General features: G+C 44.5%; 16 protein-coding genes. 14 read left to right on the top strand and 2 right to left on the bottom strand.

The window, feature by feature from the left end:
- Positions 1–46: 46 nt before the first annotated feature.
- The 12 genes from WKT08_RS06210 to WKT08_RS06155 all read left to right on the top strand — a co-directional run bounded on the left by WKT08_RS06210 (position 47) and on the right by WKT08_RS06155 (position 14,160).
- Positions 47–1,390 (top strand): CapA family protein, encoded by a 1,344-nt coding sequence (locus tag WKT08_RS06210; protein WP_061591441.1) that lies wholly within the window; start codon positions 47–49, stop codon positions 1,388–1,390.
- 3 nt (positions 1,391–1,393) lie between these two features.
- On the top strand, positions 1,394–3,058 hold the full coding sequence (locus WKT08_RS06205; RefSeq protein ID WP_061591440.1) for a MutS-related protein: 1,665 nt from the start codon (positions 1,394–1,396) through the stop codon (positions 3,056–3,058).
- Positions 3,059–3,080: 22 nt separating this feature from the next.
- Positions 3,081–3,797 (top strand): DUF554 domain-containing protein, encoded by a 717-nt coding sequence (locus WKT08_RS06200; RefSeq protein ID WP_049483042.1) that lies wholly within the window; start codon positions 3,081–3,083, stop codon positions 3,795–3,797.
- A 459-nt stretch (positions 3,798–4,256) separates the two neighbouring features.
- Positions 4,257–4,835: an HD domain-containing protein gene (locus tag WKT08_RS06195; protein WP_049483044.1), complete on the top strand. Its 579-nt coding sequence runs from the start codon at positions 4,257–4,259 to the stop codon at positions 4,833–4,835.
- A 136-nt stretch (positions 4,836–4,971) separates the two neighbouring features.
- Entirely contained in the window at positions 4,972–5,820 is an 849-nt protein-coding gene (locus tag WKT08_RS06190; RefSeq protein ID WP_340280840.1) for an HAD family hydrolase, read from the top strand.
- The gene (locus WKT08_RS06185; RefSeq protein WP_150906542.1) at positions 5,821–6,453 is read left to right on the top strand and encodes an SGNH/GDSL hydrolase family protein; all 633 of its coding nucleotides are present in this window, start codon (positions 5,821–5,823) and stop codon (positions 6,451–6,453) included.
- Between the two features lie 419 nt (positions 6,454–6,872).
- Complete coding sequence (locus WKT08_RS06180) at positions 6,873–7,268, top strand: CopY/TcrY family copper transport repressor (protein WP_045759854.1); 396 nt, start codon at positions 6,873–6,875, stop codon at positions 7,266–7,268.
- 18 nt (positions 7,269–7,286) lie between these two features.
- Positions 7,287–7,658, top strand: a complete 372-nt coding sequence (locus WKT08_RS06175) for a cupredoxin domain-containing protein (protein WP_023919099.1) — start codon at positions 7,287–7,289, stop codon at positions 7,656–7,658.
- A gap of 10 nt (positions 7,659–7,668) precedes the next feature.
- Complete coding sequence (locus tag WKT08_RS06170) at positions 7,669–9,891, top strand: heavy metal translocating P-type ATPase (protein ID WP_340280835.1); 2,223 nt, start codon at positions 7,669–7,671, stop codon at positions 9,889–9,891.
- A gap of 350 nt (positions 9,892–10,241) precedes the next feature.
- Positions 10,242–12,017 carry a pyruvate oxidase gene (gene spxB, locus WKT08_RS06165; RefSeq protein WP_340280833.1) on the top strand — a complete coding sequence of 592 codons (1,776 nt, stop codon included), beginning with the start codon at positions 10,242–10,244 and terminating at the stop codon, positions 12,015–12,017.
- 154 nt (positions 12,018–12,171) lie between these two features.
- On the top strand, positions 12,172–12,519 hold the full coding sequence (locus WKT08_RS06160; protein ID WP_070505278.1) for a VOC family protein: 348 nt from the start codon (positions 12,172–12,174) through the stop codon (positions 12,517–12,519).
- Between the two features lie 201 nt (positions 12,520–12,720).
- Positions 12,721–14,160 carry a 6-phospho-beta-glucosidase gene (locus WKT08_RS06155; protein ID WP_340280831.1) on the top strand — a complete coding sequence of 480 codons (1,440 nt, stop codon included), beginning with the start codon at positions 12,721–12,723 and terminating at the stop codon, positions 14,158–14,160.
- 114 nt (positions 14,161–14,274) lie between these two features.
- Here WKT08_RS06155 and WKT08_RS06150 read toward each other — a convergent pair whose 3' ends face one another.
- Positions 14,275–14,808, bottom strand: a complete 534-nt coding sequence (locus WKT08_RS06150) for a hypothetical protein (RefSeq protein WP_070586881.1) — start codon at positions 14,806–14,808, stop codon at positions 14,275–14,277.
- 203 nt (positions 14,809–15,011) lie between these two features.
- On the opposite strand from WKT08_RS06150, the gene WKT08_RS06145 reads away from it, so the two are divergent.
- Together WKT08_RS06145 and WKT08_RS06140 are read left to right on the top strand one after the other, a co-directional pair.
- Positions 15,012–15,701, top strand: coding sequence for a response regulator transcription factor (locus tag WKT08_RS06145; protein WP_340281037.1), 690 nt, complete (start codon positions 15,012–15,014; stop codon positions 15,699–15,701).
- Positions 15,701–16,588 carry a sensor histidine kinase gene (locus WKT08_RS06140; RefSeq protein WP_340280828.1) on the top strand — a complete coding sequence of 296 codons (888 nt, stop codon included), beginning with the start codon at positions 15,701–15,703 and terminating at the stop codon, positions 16,586–16,588. Before WKT08_RS06145 ends, WKT08_RS06140 begins: the two co-directional genes overlap by 1 nt.
- Positions 16,589–16,608: 20 nt before the next feature.
- Here WKT08_RS06140 and WKT08_RS06135 read toward each other — a convergent pair whose 3' ends face one another.
- Entirely contained in the window at positions 16,609–17,361 is a 753-nt protein-coding gene (locus tag WKT08_RS06135; protein ID WP_006595651.1) for an ABC transporter permease, read from the bottom strand.
- Positions 17,362–17,378 lie beyond the last annotated feature (17 nt).

The raw sequence follows: 17,378 nt of genomic DNA, 5'->3' as shown, positions 1-17,378 counted from the left end.
TTGTTGGCGGATCATTGGAGAAACTAGGTACGAAGAAGAGGTAGGAATGTTAGAGAAGTGGGAGAATGTGAAAGGAACCATCAAAACGATGGGGAAAGAGCTATCGGCGGCCTTTGACTGGGCTTTTGATCGTCTCTTTTCAAGGATCCAGCTGACCAATGAACAGTTTGTCTATGTGCTCTTGTCTGTTGTTTTCATCGTGGCCAATGCCATCTTGTGGGTGCAAAAGTTCCAAGGATTTCCGATCACCGCAACGGAACGACCAGAGGTTGTGTACAAGGCCAAGACACCGGCTGATCAGATTCCTCATACAGCTCGGATCATGGCCAATGGAGATCAGCTCTATCATGATTTAGTCTATATGAGTGCACAAAAAGAAGATGGGACCTATGATTTTCATGAAAATTATGAGTATGTCAAACCCTGGCTGCAAAAGGCGGATCTAGCCTTGGGCGATTTTGAGGGAACCATTAACCCGAATTACTATTTGTCAGGTTATCCTCTCTTTAATGCGCCGAGCGAAGTCGTACCAGCCATCAAGGATGCTGGTTATGATGTCATGGATTTGGGACACAACCATATCCTGGATTCAGGTCTAGAAGGAGTCTATTCGACAGCTAAGGCCTTTGAAGATGCAGGCATCACACCTGTCGGTGTTTACACGCATGAAAAGAGAGGCCAGGCCCCCTTGGTGATCAAGGAAGTGAATGGCATCAAGATTGCTATTCTAGCCTACGCTTATGGGTTTAATGGAATGGAAACGACCCTTACTCCAGAGGAGCAAGCAGATGTCTTGTCTGATCTGGATGAAGAGCGGATGAAGGCGGAGATCCAAAAGGCAGAGCAAGAGGCCGATATCACCATTGTCATGCCCCAAATGGGAATTGAGTACCAATTGGAGCCGACAGAAGAGCAAAAAGAGCTCTACCACAAGATGGTTTCTTGGGGAGCTGATATCGTCTTTGGTGGGCATCCCCATGTTGTGGAGCCTGCTGAAGTGGTCAATAAAGATGGTCAAAACAAGCTCATCATCTACTCGATGGGGAATTTCCTGTCCAATCAGCGTCTGGAAACGATGGGAGATGTGGAGACTGCCCAATGGACAGAGCGAGGAGTCTTGATGGATGTGACCATCGAAAAGGTTGGTCGCAAGACACGGATTAAGACGGCTACTGCTCATCCAACCTGGGTCAGTCGGACTCCGAAGGGCACCTATTCTCCTGAAGGCTATGACTTGTACAAGTACCAGACCTATATTTTGGAAGATTTTATCCAGGGTGGCAAATACCGCGACAAGCTGGATGAGGAGACCAAGGAGAGAGTGGACACGGCTTACCGAGAAATGAAGGAACATGTTCACTTGGACTGGCCTCAGAGTGGAAAGGAATAGAGCATGGAAGGAAATGTGAACTGGATCCCGCTTGGGATCCTAGGATTGATCGTGGTGATTTGGGCAACCAAATTTCTTACGGCTATCCGCCTCAAGCAAAAACTGAAGAAGGCTTGGGATGGAGCGCCTTTCTTTCGCAAGAAAGACACAGAAGAAAGTTTGATAGATAGTCTGACTTATCCAGCTAAGGGACAGACGATCGATAGCCAAGTGGATGATCAGACCTGGCATGATTTGGCTTTGGATGCGGTCTTTGATCAGCTCAACTATACCCAATCGAGCCTTGGAGCAGAGGCTCTCTATCAAAAAATGCGCCTGCTGGAATTCCAGCCTCAGGACCAGCTTCATGACTTAGAAGCCTTCTTTGAAGAGCATCCTGATTTGCGCCTCAAGGTCCAGGTCATTTTCAACCAACTGGGCAAGAAGAACCACAACATGGCGCGGAGCATTGTCGCAAATCCCGGCAAGCATTATGCAGGTTTGCCCCTCTATCTAGCCTTGGCCTGCCTTCCCATTGTCTGTCTCTTTGCCATCCCCTTTGAGCCAGTCGGTGCCATTACCCTCTTGGTGATCAGTGTGGTCTTTAATATTGTCTTTTCGAGTTTGCGCAATTGGTCCAATAAAATCCGTCTGGATAATGTTAGCTATCTGGTCCGCATCTTTGCTTCGGCAGAACGCTTGAGCCATCTAGCCTTGCCACAACAAGAAGAACTAAAGCAAGCGGTCAAACCCTTTAAGAAAACGCGGATCCTTGCCAGTGTCTTGCAGAGTCCAACGGGGACCTCTGAGATGGAAATTGTTCTCCTCTACCTCAACGTTCTCTTTTTACTCCCGCAGATCGCTCAGGTCTATATTTACAATCAGGTGAAAGCTCATCAAAAAGAGGCCCAGAAACTTCTGGATCTCCTTGGAGAGATGGAAGTCGCCATTAGTCTCTTGCGCCATAAGCGGGATCTAGAAGTGGTCTGCCAGCCAGTCTTTACAGAGACGGGTGGCATTGAGGGCGAGACGCTCTATCATCCTTTGCTGTCCAATCCGATTGCGAATGATGTGCATTTTCAAAAAAATATGGTCATCAGTGGGGACAATGCGTCCGGGAAATCGACCTATTTGAAAACTGTCGCCATCAATGCCATTCTGGCTCAAGGGTTAGGCTTTGCCTATGGCGAAAGATTAGCCCTTCCCTATGGTCATGTCCTAACGGCTATGGATGTGAGCGATGATATTGAAGTTGGAGATAGCTACTTTATCACTGAGAGTAAAGCTATTTTACGTATGATTCAGCATCTGAAAAAGCCTGGTTTTCACTATTTCTTTATTGACGAGCTCTTTAAGGGGACCAATACTATCGAGCGGATCGGATCAGGCCTTGGGATTGTCCGCTGGTTGGCTGCCCAAAACTGCCTCTACATGATCTCCAGTCATGATATTGAGCTGGTCTCAGCTTCTGGTGAGGTCAATGATAATTACCATTTTGATAGTCGCTATGTGGATGGCAAGATCGTCTTTGACTACCAGATCAAACCAGGGTCAGCCGTGACCAAGAATGCGGTCAATACCCTAGAAAGCCTGCATTATCCAGAGGAGATTACGCAAACAGCCAAGGACTTGATTGACCAGTATGAAGAGACGGGATACTGGTCTTTGAAAGCGATTGAAAAAGAATGAAAATGAATAAAGGAGTTTGTAAATGATCGGTTTAGGGACCTTCTATAATGCCTTAGGGGTCGTATTTGGTGGGCTTTTAGGACTGCTCATCGGTCAACGTTTGTCAGAAGATTTTCATGAGACCCTTCTGAAAGTGACGGGTGTTGCTGTTTTTGTCTTGGGCATCGCAGGGACCTTGGAAAAGATGCTGGTGGTGCATGGAAGTCATGTAGAAAGTCACGGCAGTATGATGTTGATTCTGAGTCTAGTGATCGGGACCGTTATCGGGGAACTCTTGAAGATTGAGGAGGGCTTTGAGCGACTGGGAACCTGGCTGAAGGAAAAGACGGGCAACCAAGGCGATACCGGTTTTGTTGATGCCTTTATGACCACGGCCTTGACCATTTGTATCGGGGCTATGGCGGTGGTTGGAGCTGTCCAGGATGGCCTGACAGGCGACACCTCGACCTTGTTGGCCAAAGCTATTCTCGATATGGTTATCGTTCTGGTCTTGACCGTTTCAAAAGGAAAGGGCGCGATCTTTGCGGTGGTTCCACTCGTGATCCTTCAGGGATTGATCACGCTGTTGGCCCATTTGATCGCACCGATCATGACTCCGCAAGCCCTTTCGAATCTGTCCCTAGTTGGCTCCAGCCTCATTCTCTGTGTAGGGATCAATCTCATCTGGGGCAAACGAATCAAGGTCGCCAATCTCCTTCCAGCAGTGCTAATTGCCATTATTTGGGCTTTTGTCGGGTGAAAAATAGAAGCTAAGCAGTAGCTTCAGATTTAAGACAAAGTCAACTTAAAAACTTTCCTTAGGTGAGTACGGACGTCAGCGAACTTCGTAGAAGTTCCATGACTAATCATTGAGCCTAAGGTCTCAATAATTCCGAGTGCCTGAAACGTATTGTTTCAGGCACTTTTCTCACAGCGGAAAGTTTTTGTATTTTCTTGATTCATTCTAAAAATAGGAACTCATTTTTACTTACTTTTAGAATCGATTAACTTATTTTACTTTTAAATAGTTTGTCTCATTCTAAAGTTAACCGGTAAAGACTGGTTAGTTTTTTTGCTTGTCCTTGTGCTCTTGTTAGAAAAATGGCGGTGCTCCAAAAAGGAGGGACATTATCTTTTTTGCAAATACGGGAATTCATTTATGGAAAACAGGATTTCTGGTATGATAGTCGTAATTTCGAATAGGGAGGTTGGAGTCGCCATGAGTGATTTGAATCAGACAGTTGAATTTATTAAAGAAATCGAGAAATTAAAGTCAGTAACAAGGTTTAATAGAACTCTTGATGGACGGTTTGAAAATAGTGCCGAGCATTCCTGGCAGGGTGCGATAGCTGCGATGGTTCTGCAAGATTATTATCCCGAAAAATTGAATATGGAAAAGGTCATGTTTCTGTTATTGATTCATGATTTAGGTGAGGTTTATGCTGGAGATACTTGGGTGTTTGATGATGAAAAAAAGCTTCATTCTCATGATAGAGAGTTAGCATCTATAGAAAAAACAATGAGCCTCCTTCCAGAAGCAACATATGTGAATATGAAAAATTCGTGGTTGGAGTTTGAAAAAGGGCAGAGTCCTGAGGCAAGATATGCAAGAGTGATTGACGCATTGGTACCACTGATTAATCACTTGGAAGTGTCAGAAGTCAATTATAATCCTGATCATATCCGTTCAGAGATGGTATTAGAAAAGAAAAAGTTCATAAAAAGTGATTCGGAAGAATTATGGAAACTGACAGAAGAGTTAATTCAGGAAAGTGTGGAAAAGGGCTTATATTCATAAGATCCCCTGGCCATCAGTAGGAACCTTCAACCCAAGAGGAAGCCACCTGTTTTCACGGGTGGTTTTGACTGGCTTGATCTGTGGTATAATGGAACCAGATAATTTACACCCTTTGAAAGGGAAAAGGTTAGATTGTATGATTAAGTTGATTGCAACAGATATGGATGGAACCTTATTAGATGAGCGAGGAGAGGTGGATCTTCCGCGTCTGGAAAGGATCTTGGACCACTTGGATCAAAAAGGGATTCGCTTTGTCATTGCGACGGGAAATGAAATCCATCGCATGCGCCAGCTCTTGGGTCCTTTGGTCAAGCGGGTGACCCTGGTCGTAGCCAATGGAGCTCGGATTTTTGAGGATGATCAGATGATTCTTGGGAAATTCTGGGATCGAGAGCTAGTAGAGGCGGTTCTTGCTTATTTTAAGGGGCGGGAAATCTCAGACCAGCTGGTTGTGTCAGCTGTCAATGGTGGCTTTGTCAAGGAAGGAACGGTCTTTACAGAAGTTGAGAAATTCATGCAGCCAGAAGTGATTGAAGCCTTGTACAAGCGGATGAAGTTTGTTCCGGAATTGACAGCAGATCTATTTGATCAGGTGCTTAAAATGAGCTTGGTGGTAGGCTTGGATCGTCTTGATCAAGTGAGCCAGGAAGTCCAACAAGCTTTTGGAGATCAGCTGATGGCGGTTTCGAGCGGTTTTGGCAGCATGGATCTCTTACAAGCTGGCATTCACAAGGCTTGGGGACTGGCTCAATTAATGGAGATGTGGCAGCTTAACGCCAGCCAGGTCATGGCCTTTGGTGATAGTGGAAACGACATCGAAATGCTTGAAATGGCAGGTCACTCCTATGCTGTAGCCAATGCAGAAGAAGCTGTCAAAGCTGTTGCCAAACACCTAGCACCGAGCCATCAAGAAGGTGTTGTCTACCAGGTGATCGAAGAGTATCTAGGATTGACCCCCTGGGAACAAGTGAAGGGAGAGAAATAGATGGCGGTACAACTGTTAGAAGACTGGCTCTTAAAGGAGCAGGAGAAAATCGTAACAACCTATCGGGAGCTCAATCAAGCCCCTCTGAAGGAGCCTGGTTTGATCTTTATTGGAGACTCTATCGTGGAGTATTTCCCCATTCATGAACTATTACAAAGTCCCAAACACATGGTCAATCGAGGAGTACGAGGCTATAAGACGGATCTCCTTCGTGAGTATCTAGACGCCCATGTCTTTGGAACGGTGGTGGATCAGATCTTTCTCTTGATCGGGACCAATGATATCGGAAAAGAAATTCCTCAAAAGGAAACCTTGGACAATGTAGAAGCGGTCATACAAGCAATTATGAGAGATTTTCCGCTGACCCACATCAACCTGATCTCGGTTCTACCGGTGAGTCAAGAAGAGCGATACAAACAAAAGGTCTATGTGCGGACCAATGAAAAAATTCAAGCCCTCAATCAAGCCTATCAAGAATTGGCCCAGGCCTACCACCAGGTCAGCTATATTGATGTGTATTCGTCTTTATTGGATGAAAAGAGGCAGTTAGCAGAAGCCTATACGACAGATGGTCTCCATTTAAGTGTGGCTGGTTACCGAGTTCTAGCCCAAGCTCTGCAGGAGACATTATAGAGACAAAATAGGGAGCGAAAAAGCCCAACTAGACAAATCTTCAAAGAAAAATTTCAGATTGAAGATAAAGTCTTCTTAAAAACTTTCCTTAGGTGAGTACGGACGTCAGCGAACTTCTTTGAAGTTCCATGACTTAGTTTTGGACCTAAGGTTCCAAAACTCCCGAGTGCTAGAAACAATAGTGTTTCTAGCACTTTTCTCACGGCGGAAAGTTTCAGGAAATATTTGAATGGTTCTTATAATTGAAATCAATTCTATTTCTTTTTAGATTTCTTTAGATGATTTTTTGTAAAAACAGATTGTCTACCTTCCTCTATTTCCAAGAGGAAATTTTTTTGTCTTTTTGGTTGACAAATGTAAATCTTAGGAGTAGAATGGCATCATAAGATTTACAAATGTAGATTTAGAAAGGAGAAGCCATGCAAATTTCCAATGCGGAATGGCGCATCATGAAAATTATCTGGATGGAAGGCAAGCAGACCAGCAGGGATTTGATCGCCGTCTTGTCCGAGCGCTTTGACTGGTCCAAGTCGACCATCAAGACCCTCTTGACGCGCTTGGTAGAAAAGGGGTGCTTGACTAGAGAAAAATCTGGCAAAGCCTTTGTCTACTCGGCTTTGTTGAAGCAGGACCAAAGTTTAGACTTGGTGGTTGAGGATGTGAAGGACAAGGTTTGCTCAAAAAGAATTGTCCAGGTGCTTGAAAACTTGATTCAGGAGAGTGACTTTACGCTTGCAGATCTTAATCAGCTGCAGCAGGTCCTGGAAGAAAAGAAAGCAGAGGCTGTCGAAACAGTCCCTTGCAATTGTATGTAATAGAAAGAAGGAATTTCAATGTTTGGATTGTTAATTAGTATTGTTTGTTTACTTGGGGTTGCTTTTATTGCTTGGTGGTTCTTTGCAGAGCATGAAAAGGTAAGCGACCACGCTCGTCAGAAATCAGGTTATCAAGAAATTGAAGTCGAAGTCATGGGGGGCTATTCGCCTGAAACCATTGTCCTGAAAAAGAATGTTCCAGCCCGGATCATCTTTAATCGCAAGGATCCCTCTTCATGTCTTGACCAAGTGATCTTTCCAGACTTTGGGGTTCATGAAGCTTTGCCTTTAGGTGAAAAACATGTCATTGAAATTACGCCAGAAAAAGCGGGCGAATATGGGTATTCATGTGGAATGAACATGATGCATGGTCACATGATTGTGGAATAAAGGAGTAGGTATGGTAGAAAAACAAAAAGCAGTTGTGGAAAACGGAGTGCAAAAGATCCGTATTACAGCAGAAAAAGGCTATAGTCCAAAGGAATTTCAACTTCAAAAAGGGATCCCTGCTGAAATCACCTTCCATCGGGTCAATCCTTCCGGCTGTTACAAGGAAATTTTGTTTGAAGATCAGGGGATTTTAGAGCCTTTGGAAGTCGGTGTGGATAAGGTGATATCCTTTACCCCGACAGAAACAGGGGACTTCGAGTTTTCATGTGGAATGAAGATGCAAAAGGGTTCCTACACGGTTGTGGAAAAACGCCGTCGTGTCTTAAGTTTACGGGATCGCTTTTGGATTACTAGTATCTTTACTCTTCCCTTATTGATCTTGATGATCGGGATGTGGGCAGGATTTGTATCCCATCAAGTCAGTCGCTGGGGGACTTTTCTAGCGACAACGCCGATCATGTTGGTAGCAGGAGTTCCTTTTATCAAGAGTGCCTGGGCCTCATTTAAGAAGCACCATTCCAATATGGATACCTTGGTAGCTCTGGGAACTCTGGTAGCCTATGTCTATAGTGTATTTGCCCTCTTTACTGGTCAGCCAGTATACTTTGAGGCTGCGGGTTTTATCATCTTCTTTATCCTCTTAGGGCAAGTCTTTGAGGAACGGATGCGTAACAATGCCTCCGAGGCTGTGGAAAAGTTGTTGGATTTGCAGGCAAAAACGGCTCAAGTTCTTCGTGATGGGAACTATGTCGAGGTGGCGGCAGAAGATATCCACATTGGTGATTTGATTCGGGTCCGTCCTGGGGAAAAGATCGCGGTTGATGGGACGATTGTAGAAGGAAGTACGACCATTGATGAGTCGATGGTGACAGGTGAAAGCTTGCCTGTGGAAAAATCAGTTGGTGATGCAGTGATTGGCTCCACTATCAACAGCAATGGGACCATTCTCTTTAAGGCTGAAAAAGTCGGTAGTGAGACCCTCTTATCTCAAATTGTGGACTTTGTCAAAATGGCCCAATCCAGTCGTGCTCCTATTCAAGATCTGACGGATAAGATTTCAGGTATCTTTGTTCCAGTGGTGACGATTTTGGCCATTGCGACTTTCTGGGTTTGGTCCGTGCTTCTGGGCGCGTCGCTTCAAGAGGCCATGCTCTATGCAGTCTCTGTCCTCATTATTGCCTGTCCTTGTGCCCTTGGTTTAGCAACCCCAACAGCCCTGATGGTCGGAACCGGCCGTAGTGCCAAGATGGGGGTTCTGATTAAAAATGGAACAGTTCTTCAAGAAGTGCAAAAGATTCAAACCGTTGTATTTGATAAGACAGGGACTATTACCATTGGCCAACCACTTGTAACCGATGTTGTAGGAGATGAAGCGCGTGTCTTGACACTGGCTGCTAGTCTTGAAACTTTTTCAGAACATCCACTAGCCCAAGCGGTCTTATCCCAAGCAGAAGAAAAAGGTTTGGTGTTATCCCCTGTGGAAAACTTCCAAGCGATTGAAGGAAAAGGGGTTCAAGGTCAGATCGATCAGCAGTTGGTGACCTTGGGAAATGGCAAGCTCCATGATGGGACAGCGATGGATCCGGAGCTTGAAAAACGAATGGTAGAGTTGCAAGAGCAGGCCAAAACAGTGATCGGTTTGTCTGTGGATGGGCAAGTGATTGGCTTGATTGCCATTCAAGATGCTCCGAAGGCCAGCTCAAAAGAAGCGATCAAAAAGCTCAAAGAACGGGGCTTGAAAACGGTCATGTTAACGGGGGATAATGAACGGGTGGCCCAAGCTATTGCTAAGCAAGTGGGAATTGACACCGTCATTGCTGATGTCCTTCCTCAAGAAAAAGCTAGCGCCATCCAAAAACTGCAAGAAACTAGCAAGGTCGCCTTTGTTGGAGATGGGATCAATGATGCTCCAGCTCTCTCGATCGCGGATGTGGGGATCGCTATGGGATCTGGAACGGATATTGCGATCGAGTCCGGTGGCATCGTGCTCACGCAAAATGATTTGCTTGGCGTTGTGCGCGCCTTTGACATGAGTCAAAAGACCTTCCGCAGGATCTTACTCAATCTCTTCTGGGCCTCTATCTACAATATCCTTGGAATTCCAATTGCTGCTGGAGTCTTTGTAGGACTGGGATTGACCCTCAATCCAGAACTAGCAGGTCTTGCTATGGCCCTTAGTTCTTTGTCTGTTTTGACTAGCTCGCTGCTTCTCAATGTTGCGAAAATTGATTAATGGGAACAAAAAGTGATACAGAATTTTGTATCACTTTTTGTTCGATTTCCTACAGCTACAAGTCTTAGAGGTGCATGTAAATTATAATAAAATATTCTATTCTACTATAGTTTGTGAAATTTTCTCAAAAAAGAGCATCTGTTATGTAATAGGGATTGAGCATCTCTGAGCAGATTCTTATACATGTGCATCTCTTTGTGATAAATTAATACTGTAATCGTTTTGTAAATCGTTTTCATGAGAAATGTCAGAAAAAACTCATTTTCAAAACGAAACCTGATCGCAAAGATGAAGTAGAAGCGCTATGCTACATTTTTAAAGGATCAAAATAGATTTAAAGGAGAGTTAGAATGACTCAAGGGAAAATTACTGCATCTGCAGCAATGCTTAACGTATTGAAAACATGGGGCGTAGATACCATCTACGGGATCCCATCAGGAACACTTAGCTCACTCATGGACGCTTTGGCTGAAGACAAAGATATCCGTTTCTTGCAAGTTCGTCACGAAGAAACTGGTGCTCTTGCAGCGGTTATGCAAGCTAAATTTGGTGGCTCTATCGGGGTTGCAGTTGGTTCAGGTGGACCTGGTGCGACTCACTTGATCAATGGTGTTTACGATGCAGCTATGGATAACACTCCATTCCTTGCTATCCTTGGATCACGTCCAGTTAACGAATTGAACTTGGATGCCTTCCAAGAATTGAACCAAAACCCAATGTACAACGGTATCGCTGTTTACAACAAACGTGTAGCTTACGCAGAACAATTACCAAAAGTAATCGATGAAGCTTGCCGTGCTGCCGTTTCTAAAAAAGGTCCAGCCGTTGTTGAAATTCCAGTAAACTTTGGTTTCCAAGAAATCGACGAAAACTCTTACTACGGATCAGGTTCTTATGAACGTCACTTTATCGCTCCTGCCTTGAACGAAGTTGAAATCGACAAAGCTGTTGAAATTTTGAACAATGCTGAACGTCCAGTGATCTACGCTGGTTTCGGTGGTGTTGGTGCTGGTGATGTGATCACTGAATTGTCTCGTAAGATCAAAGCACCAATCATTACAACTGGTAAAAACTTTGAAGCCTTCGAATGGGACTACGAAGGGTTGACAGGTTCTGCTTACCGTGTTGGTTGGAAACCAGCTAACGAAGTGGTCTTTGAAGCAGACACAGTTCTTTTCCTTGGTTCAAACTTCCCATTTGCTGAAGTATACGAAGCCTTCAAGAACACTGAAAAATTCATCCAAGTGGATATCGATCCTTACAAACTTGGTAAACGCCATGCTCTTGACGCTTCAATCCTTGGAGATGCAGGTCAAGCAGCCAAAGCAATCCTTGATAAAGTGAATCCAGTTGAATCTACTCCATGGTGGCGTGCAAACGTTAAGAATAACCAAAACTGGCGTGATTACATGAACAAACTCGAAGGTAAAACTGAGGGTGAATTGCAATTGTATCAAGTTTACAATGCCATCAACAAACATGCTGATCAAGATGCGATCTATTCAATCGACGTAGGTGACACTACTCAAACATCTACTCGTCACCTTCACATGACACCTAAGAACATGTGGCGTACATCTCCACTCTTTGCGACAATGGGGATCGCCCTTCCTGGTGGTATCGCTGCTAAGAAAGACAATCCAGATCGCCAAGTATGGAACATCATGGGTGACGGTGCATTCAACATGTGCTACCCAGACGTTATCACAAACGTTCAATACGACCTTCCAGTTATCAACGTTGTCTTCTCAAATGGTAAATATGCCTTCATCAAGGACAAATACGAAGACACAAACAAACACTTGTTTGGTTGTGACTTCCCTAATGCTGACTATGCGAAAATCGCTGAAGCTCAAGGAGCTATTGGATTTACAGTTGACCGTATCGAAGACATCGACGCAGTCGTTGCTGAAGCTGTTAAATTGAACAAAGAAGGTAAGACAGTTGTCATCGATGCTCGCATCACGCAACACCGTCCACTTCCAGTAGAAGTTCTTGAGTTGGATCCAAAACAACACTCAGAAGAAGCGATCAAAGCCTTCAAGGAAAAATACGAAGCAGAAGAACTCGTACCATTCCGCCTCTTCTTGGAAGAAGAAGGGTTGCAATCACGCGCAATCAAATAATCCTGCTCGTCGAAAATCAAATGTAAACTGCGTTATCTTCACCTTGCCGTACTCCAGTACTGTCTGCGGTTCGATGCCTTGTTTATTCTTTGATTTTCTTAGAGCAGAACTTAAAAAGATCGGAGCAATCCGGTCTTTTTGTGGAGGATAAGAAATGAATTTAAATCAAATAGATATCATCGTTTCAAATGTTCCCCAAGTCTGTGCTGACTTGGAGCATATCTTGGATAAAAAGGCAGATTATGCTGATGATAGTTTTGCTCAGTTCACGATTGGCAGTCACTGTCTTATGTTGTCAGAGAATCATTTGATACCTTTGGAAAATTTTCAGTCAGGAATCATCCTACACATTGAAGTTGAAGATTTGGAACAGAATCAAAAGCGTTTGAAAGAATTAGGGATTGAGATTTTACACGGTCCTTGTGAAACGGATTGGGGAACAGAGTCCTTATTAGTTAAAGGCCCTGCTGGTCTAGTCATTGATTTTTATAGAATGAAATAAGGGCGCTTAGTCATTTGAAGTTAACCATAATTATTCTTAAAACAGAATATGAACTATTAAAAGATCGGAGTCATCCGGTCTTTTTGTGTTGCATGAAAGCGATCGTTACCTTAGAATAGGTTCGGTTTTTCCTAGGATCTTGTAAGACTTTTGGGTTAGAGAAGGGTATAATAGAACTATCAAATCAAGTGAGGTAGAGAGATGACCGACAAACTTCAATTTCCAGATGGTTTCCTTTGGGGTGGTGCGACGGCTGCTAACCAGTGTGAGGGAGCTTATAATGAAGATGGCCGTGGCTTGGCTAATGTTGATGTGGTGCCGATTGGTCCTGACCGTCACGCCATTATTACGGGTCAGAAAAAGATGTTCGACTTTGAAGAGGGCTATTTTTATCCGGCTAAGGATGGCATTGATATGTACCATCGCTACAAGGAAGACATTGCGCTCTTTGGGGAAATGGGCTTTAAAACCTATCGCTTGTCCATTGCCTGGTCTCGGATCTTCCCGAAAGGAGATGAACTAGAGCCGAATGAAGCAGGTCTACAGTTCTATGAAGACCTCTTTAATGAGTGCCACAAGTATGGCATTGAACCCTTGGTGACCATTACCCACTTTGACTGTCCCATGCATTTGATTACCGAGTATGGAGGTTGGCGTAGTCGCAAGATGTTGGAATGTTATGAACGTCTCTGCCGGACCCTCTTCACTCGCTACAAGGGCTTGGTCAACTACTGGCTAACCTTTAATGAGATCAATATGATCCTCCATGCGCCTTTTATGGGAGCGGGTCTATGCTTTGAAGAAGGGGAGAATGAGGAGCAAGTCAAATACCAGGCGGCTCACCATGAATTGGTCGCTTCAGCCATTGCTACCAAGCTAGCCCATGAGATTGATCCTAACAATAAGGTGGGCTGTATGTTGGCAGCTGGGCAAAACTATCCGCATACCTGTGCTCCGAGAGATGTCTGGGCTGGTTTAGAAGAAGACCGCAAGAACTATTTCTTTATCGATGTGCAAGCGCGTGGGGAATACCCTAACTATGCCAGGAAAGAGTGGGAGCATCAGGGAATTACAGTCGAGATGACGGAACAGGACCTGCAATTGTTGAAAGACCATACAGTGGACTTTATTTCCTTCTCCTACTATGCCAGTCGGGTCGCCTCAGGGGATCCAGCTGAAAGGGAGAAGACAGCGAGCAATATCTTTGCCTCTCTGAAGAACCCCTACCTAGAAAGCTCAGAATGGGGTTGGCAGATTGACCCTCTTGGGCTCCGCATTACGCTGAACATCATCTGGGATCGTTATCAAAAACCTCTGTTTATCGTAGAAAATGGACTAGGCGCCGTTGATACCCCAAATGAAGCCGGGGAGATTGAAGATGACTACCGGATTGATTACCTCGCAGCCCACATCAAAGCCATGCGGGAGGCCATCAACGAAGATGGTGTTGTCCTCTGGGGCTATACAACTTGGGGATGTATTGATTTGGTCTCTGCCGGGACAGGAGAAATGAAGAAGCGCTACGGCTTTATCTATGTCGACCGGGACAACGAAGGTAAGGGAAGCTTGGATCGCTCCCGTAAGAAATCCTTCTATTGGTACAAAGAAGTCATTGCGACCAATGGGTCTTCTGTAGAATAAAAGTTTTCGGTACTTGCTGGCCGACTCTCTCCTATAAACGAAAAAGCTTAGAATCCCACTCACAAGCTGGGTTCCTAAGCTTTTTGTATGTAGTTTAGCCAAGTCCTTACGGATTTACTGGTCGTAATCTAAGACATTGTTCTCGATGACAAACTTAGATTCAGCGGAAATGTTGGCTGCTCCTAGTTGCAACTGTGAACTTCCGTCTGGCTTCATGATGTGCCACTGACCGTCCTTGTGGGCAAAGATAGCCTGAAATGTGACGTTGTCACTCTTGTCTCGAATAGGTAGAACAAATGCTTGATCAGTATTCTCTAAGAGAATCTCTTCTTTTTTTTCAAAGTTATAGATATAAAATTGCCCAGTTCTTTGTCCCAAACCATGGAGTTCATCGACTTTTTGCCAATTCTCAAACTTATTCCGAACAAGGGATTCATTATAAATCTTGTTGAAGGTTTCGTTCCGTTTCTTCGTTTCTTCCTCGTCTAGTGTTTTCTGAAACTCTGCAACCTTTTTAGTCGTTTGAATGGTTTGTCTGTTTTGCTCCCTGATTTGCTGGCGGTGGATGACTCGCATCATTCTTGCAGCAACGCCCAGGATGACAAGGATGGATACAAGACTGATTTTAGTTTTAGCATTATTTTTCATAGATGAGTCTCCCTATTGTGTCATTGGTCCTATTATACCCTTTGAAAGAAAGGATCGTCAAGTTCATCTTGTGATGACCTAACATGCAGATCTACCTGGGGACAATAGAATTTTATCAGATTTTCATTGACGAAGGTCCCTTTATTTGATAGGCTAGAGAAATAGAAATGATTTGGAGTTTAAATGAAAAAGGAGCGAGGCAAGTGGCACGGATTTTATTAATCGAGGATAATAATGATATCCAAGAAATTTTATACAGTCTCTTAAGTGAAGGCCATGAGGTCCTTCAGGCTTTTTCAGGTACAGAAGGGCTACGGCTCTTCCAGCAAGAAGCTGTTGATTTGGTCCTTCTCGATATCATGCTTCCTGGTAAAAATGGCGATCAGGTTCTGGAGGAGATCCGTTTGCAGAGTCAGGTGCCGGTCATCATGATGACCGCTCTTGGAGATAAACACCTCATTAGCCAGTACCTCCTTGCAGGTGCCAATGATTATATTGTCAAGCCCTTTAATCTGGACGAAGTGGCCGCTCGGGTGACGGTGCAGTTGCGAAATCACGTCTCTCCGGCACAGGAATCTCAAGCGTCGCAAAAGCTTTCCTTTAAAAATCTGCTCTTGAATCCAGAAACATTTGAACTGGAATCTGGTGAACAGACGCTTCGCTTGGGCAAAAAAGAATTTCAAATATTTGAAACCTTGCTGGCGCATCCAAAGAAGATTTTTACCAAAGAAGAGTTGTATGAAGCGGTCTGGGAAGAAGTCTATCTGCCTGGAGACAATACGCTCAATGCCCAGTTGAGCAACCTCCGAAAGAAAATTGCCCAGCTCGATCCAGATGAGGACTATATTGAAACCGTCTGGGGCTTGGGAGTTCGCTTGAAAGGAGACAAGTAATGTGGGGATTGGTTCTAGTTCTAGTCGTCCTTGTCCTTCTCTTGGGACTGGGTTACCTTCGCCTACTCTCTGCTCTCAAAGATTTGCAGGAGCAAATTCAAAAGAAGCTCCAAAATGGGAGTGGGGTACGGTTGACCTCTCAGGTCTCAAAAAAAGAATTGGTCGCCTTGACCAAGCAGGTCAGTGATCTCTTTGATCAGATCGAGCGGACCAATCGGATTGCCTTTCAAGAGAAGAAAACCTTGGATATGGCCATCAGTAATATTGCTCACGATATTCGGACACCTTTGACCATTGCATCTGGCTATACCCAACAAATCATCAAGGGTGGGACGCAGGAAGAGGAAAAGCTGAAGAAAATTGCTTCCAATCTTCAAGTCGTCTCAAAACGCCTGGAATCTCTCTTGGAATACAGACGCTTGATGGAGGGAGCTATTCAGCCTCGGCTTACAGACGTTAATCTCAGCCAAGTCCTGACCCAGCAGTTGTTCCAGTATTATGATAGCTTGTCTGAGGCGGGGATTGCCTTAGAAGTGGAGATAGAGGAGCATCTTCATTATGCTACGGATCCGGAGCTTTGGGAGCGCCTCTTGCAAAATATGCTCAGCAATGTCCTCAAGCATGGAAAGGAGCAGGCCCGTTTGACCTTGATGTCGGATGCAGACACGATTCGGGTCGAGCTGCGCAATATTGTGCAACAACCGATCCAGCACTTAGACCAATTGGCTAGTCGATTCTACTCTGAAAATCTCTCGGATACAGAAGAGTCATCTGGCTTGGGTCTCTATATCATTCAAAATTTTGTAGAGATCTTTGGCGGGGACTTGCAACTGGCAACGGAGGCAGACTGGTTTATCTTGACCATTACACTAAGAAAAAAGGCTTGAGCACTGCTCAAGTCTTTTTGTTATAAATCTTTGTGTTTAAAAGTAGCCAGTCCTAGGAAGCCGAAAACAAGGATGAATCCAAGGGCGATCGAGAGGGTGTTGGTTGTTGCTGTTGTGCTCTGTACCATGGAATATTGGAATTCCAAGTTTAGATAGTGGAGAATATCAATATCTTTAAGGAAGAGCGCAGGAAGGCTTAAGAGGATATTTCCAATGAAGTAGCCAACGAAGGCCAAGGTGATGGATTGGCTGGCATAAAGAAGGAAGGAAATGATGCTGACCCAAGCCAAGGTGGAAAGGAACTGAATCAGCACGGTCAGTCCAAAATGAGCAAGGAAGTGCTCTGGCATGGTGCCAAGTCCATTGTAGAGCGTCGCGATCAAGAAGACGAGACCATAAGAAACAAGAAATTGGAAGAGAGCAATGGTCAGAACAACGGCGCTTTTGGCAAAGTAGTAACTGGTGCGCGAAACGCCATAGGCCAGACTATTCTTGTATAAGTTTTGCGTTAAGTCTGTTCCCAGGACCAAGGTGATGACAATAATGGTAAAGAGGATAGTCACACTGATGCTGGAAGAGTAGTTGGTCAAAGCTTTAAAGCCTGTCCAAACTTCGGTCGCTTGGGGCAATTTGGATTCCGTATTGACGCCGACGTGGCCAGTAGCTCCAAAGATGACTCCAGACAGGATGTTGAGAACGAGAATGGCTTCTGTAATCCAAAAACCTTTGGAGCGAAAAAGTCTGTAAAAATCTGCTTGAATGGTATGCAACATGATAAATCTCCTAAATG

The sequence above is a fragment of the Streptococcus sp. HCA-5024 genome, assembly GCF_037890265.1.
Classification (GTDB): Bacteria; Bacillota; Bacilli; order Lactobacillales; family Streptococcaceae; genus Streptococcus; species Streptococcus lingualis.
Note: the sequence above shows the minus strand (reverse complement) of the source record. Positions and strands in the feature narration are given on the sequence as shown.

Bases quoted from the DNA above. Each gene is read 5' to 3' on its own strand.
- spxB (WP_340280833.1), top strand. From the start codon at position 10,242: ATGACTCAAGGGAAAATTACTGCATCTGCAGCAATGCTTAACGTATTG.
- WKT08_RS06140 (WP_340280828.1), top strand. From the start codon at position 15,701: ATGTGGGGATTGGTTCTAGTTCTAGTCGTCCTTGTCCTTCTCTTGGGA.
- WKT08_RS06135 (WP_006595651.1), bottom strand. From the start codon at position 17,361: ATGTTGCATACCATTCAAGCAGATTTTTACAGACTTTTTCGCTCCAAA.
- WKT08_RS06175 (WP_023919099.1), top strand. From the start codon at position 7,287: ATGTTTGGATTGTTAATTAGTATTGTTTGTTTACTTGGGGTTGCTTTT.
- WKT08_RS06170 (WP_340280835.1), top strand. From the start codon at position 7,669: ATGGTAGAAAAACAAAAAGCAGTTGTGGAAAACGGAGTGCAAAAGATC.
- WKT08_RS06210 (WP_061591441.1), top strand. From the start codon at position 47: ATGTTAGAGAAGTGGGAGAATGTGAAAGGAACCATCAAAACGATGGGG.
- WKT08_RS06190 (WP_340280840.1), top strand. From the start codon at position 4,972: ATGATTAAGTTGATTGCAACAGATATGGATGGAACCTTATTAGATGAG.
- WKT08_RS06155 (WP_340280831.1), top strand. From the start codon at position 12,721: ATGACCGACAAACTTCAATTTCCAGATGGTTTCCTTTGGGGTGGTGCG.
- WKT08_RS06180 (WP_045759854.1), top strand. From the start codon at position 6,873: ATGCAAATTTCCAATGCGGAATGGCGCATCATGAAAATTATCTGGATG.
- WKT08_RS06185 (WP_150906542.1), top strand. From the start codon at position 5,821: ATGGCGGTACAACTGTTAGAAGACTGGCTCTTAAAGGAGCAGGAGAAA.
- WKT08_RS06200 (WP_049483042.1), top strand. From the start codon at position 3,081: ATGATCGGTTTAGGGACCTTCTATAATGCCTTAGGGGTCGTATTTGGT.
- WKT08_RS06160 (WP_070505278.1), top strand. From the start codon at position 12,172: ATGAATTTAAATCAAATAGATATCATCGTTTCAAATGTTCCCCAAGTC.
- WKT08_RS06150 (WP_070586881.1), bottom strand. From the start codon at position 14,808: ATGAAAAATAATGCTAAAACTAAAATCAGTCTTGTATCCATCCTTGTC.
- WKT08_RS06205 (WP_061591440.1), top strand. From the start codon at position 1,394: ATGGAAGGAAATGTGAACTGGATCCCGCTTGGGATCCTAGGATTGATC.
- WKT08_RS06195 (WP_049483044.1), top strand. From the start codon at position 4,257: ATGAGTGATTTGAATCAGACAGTTGAATTTATTAAAGAAATCGAGAAA.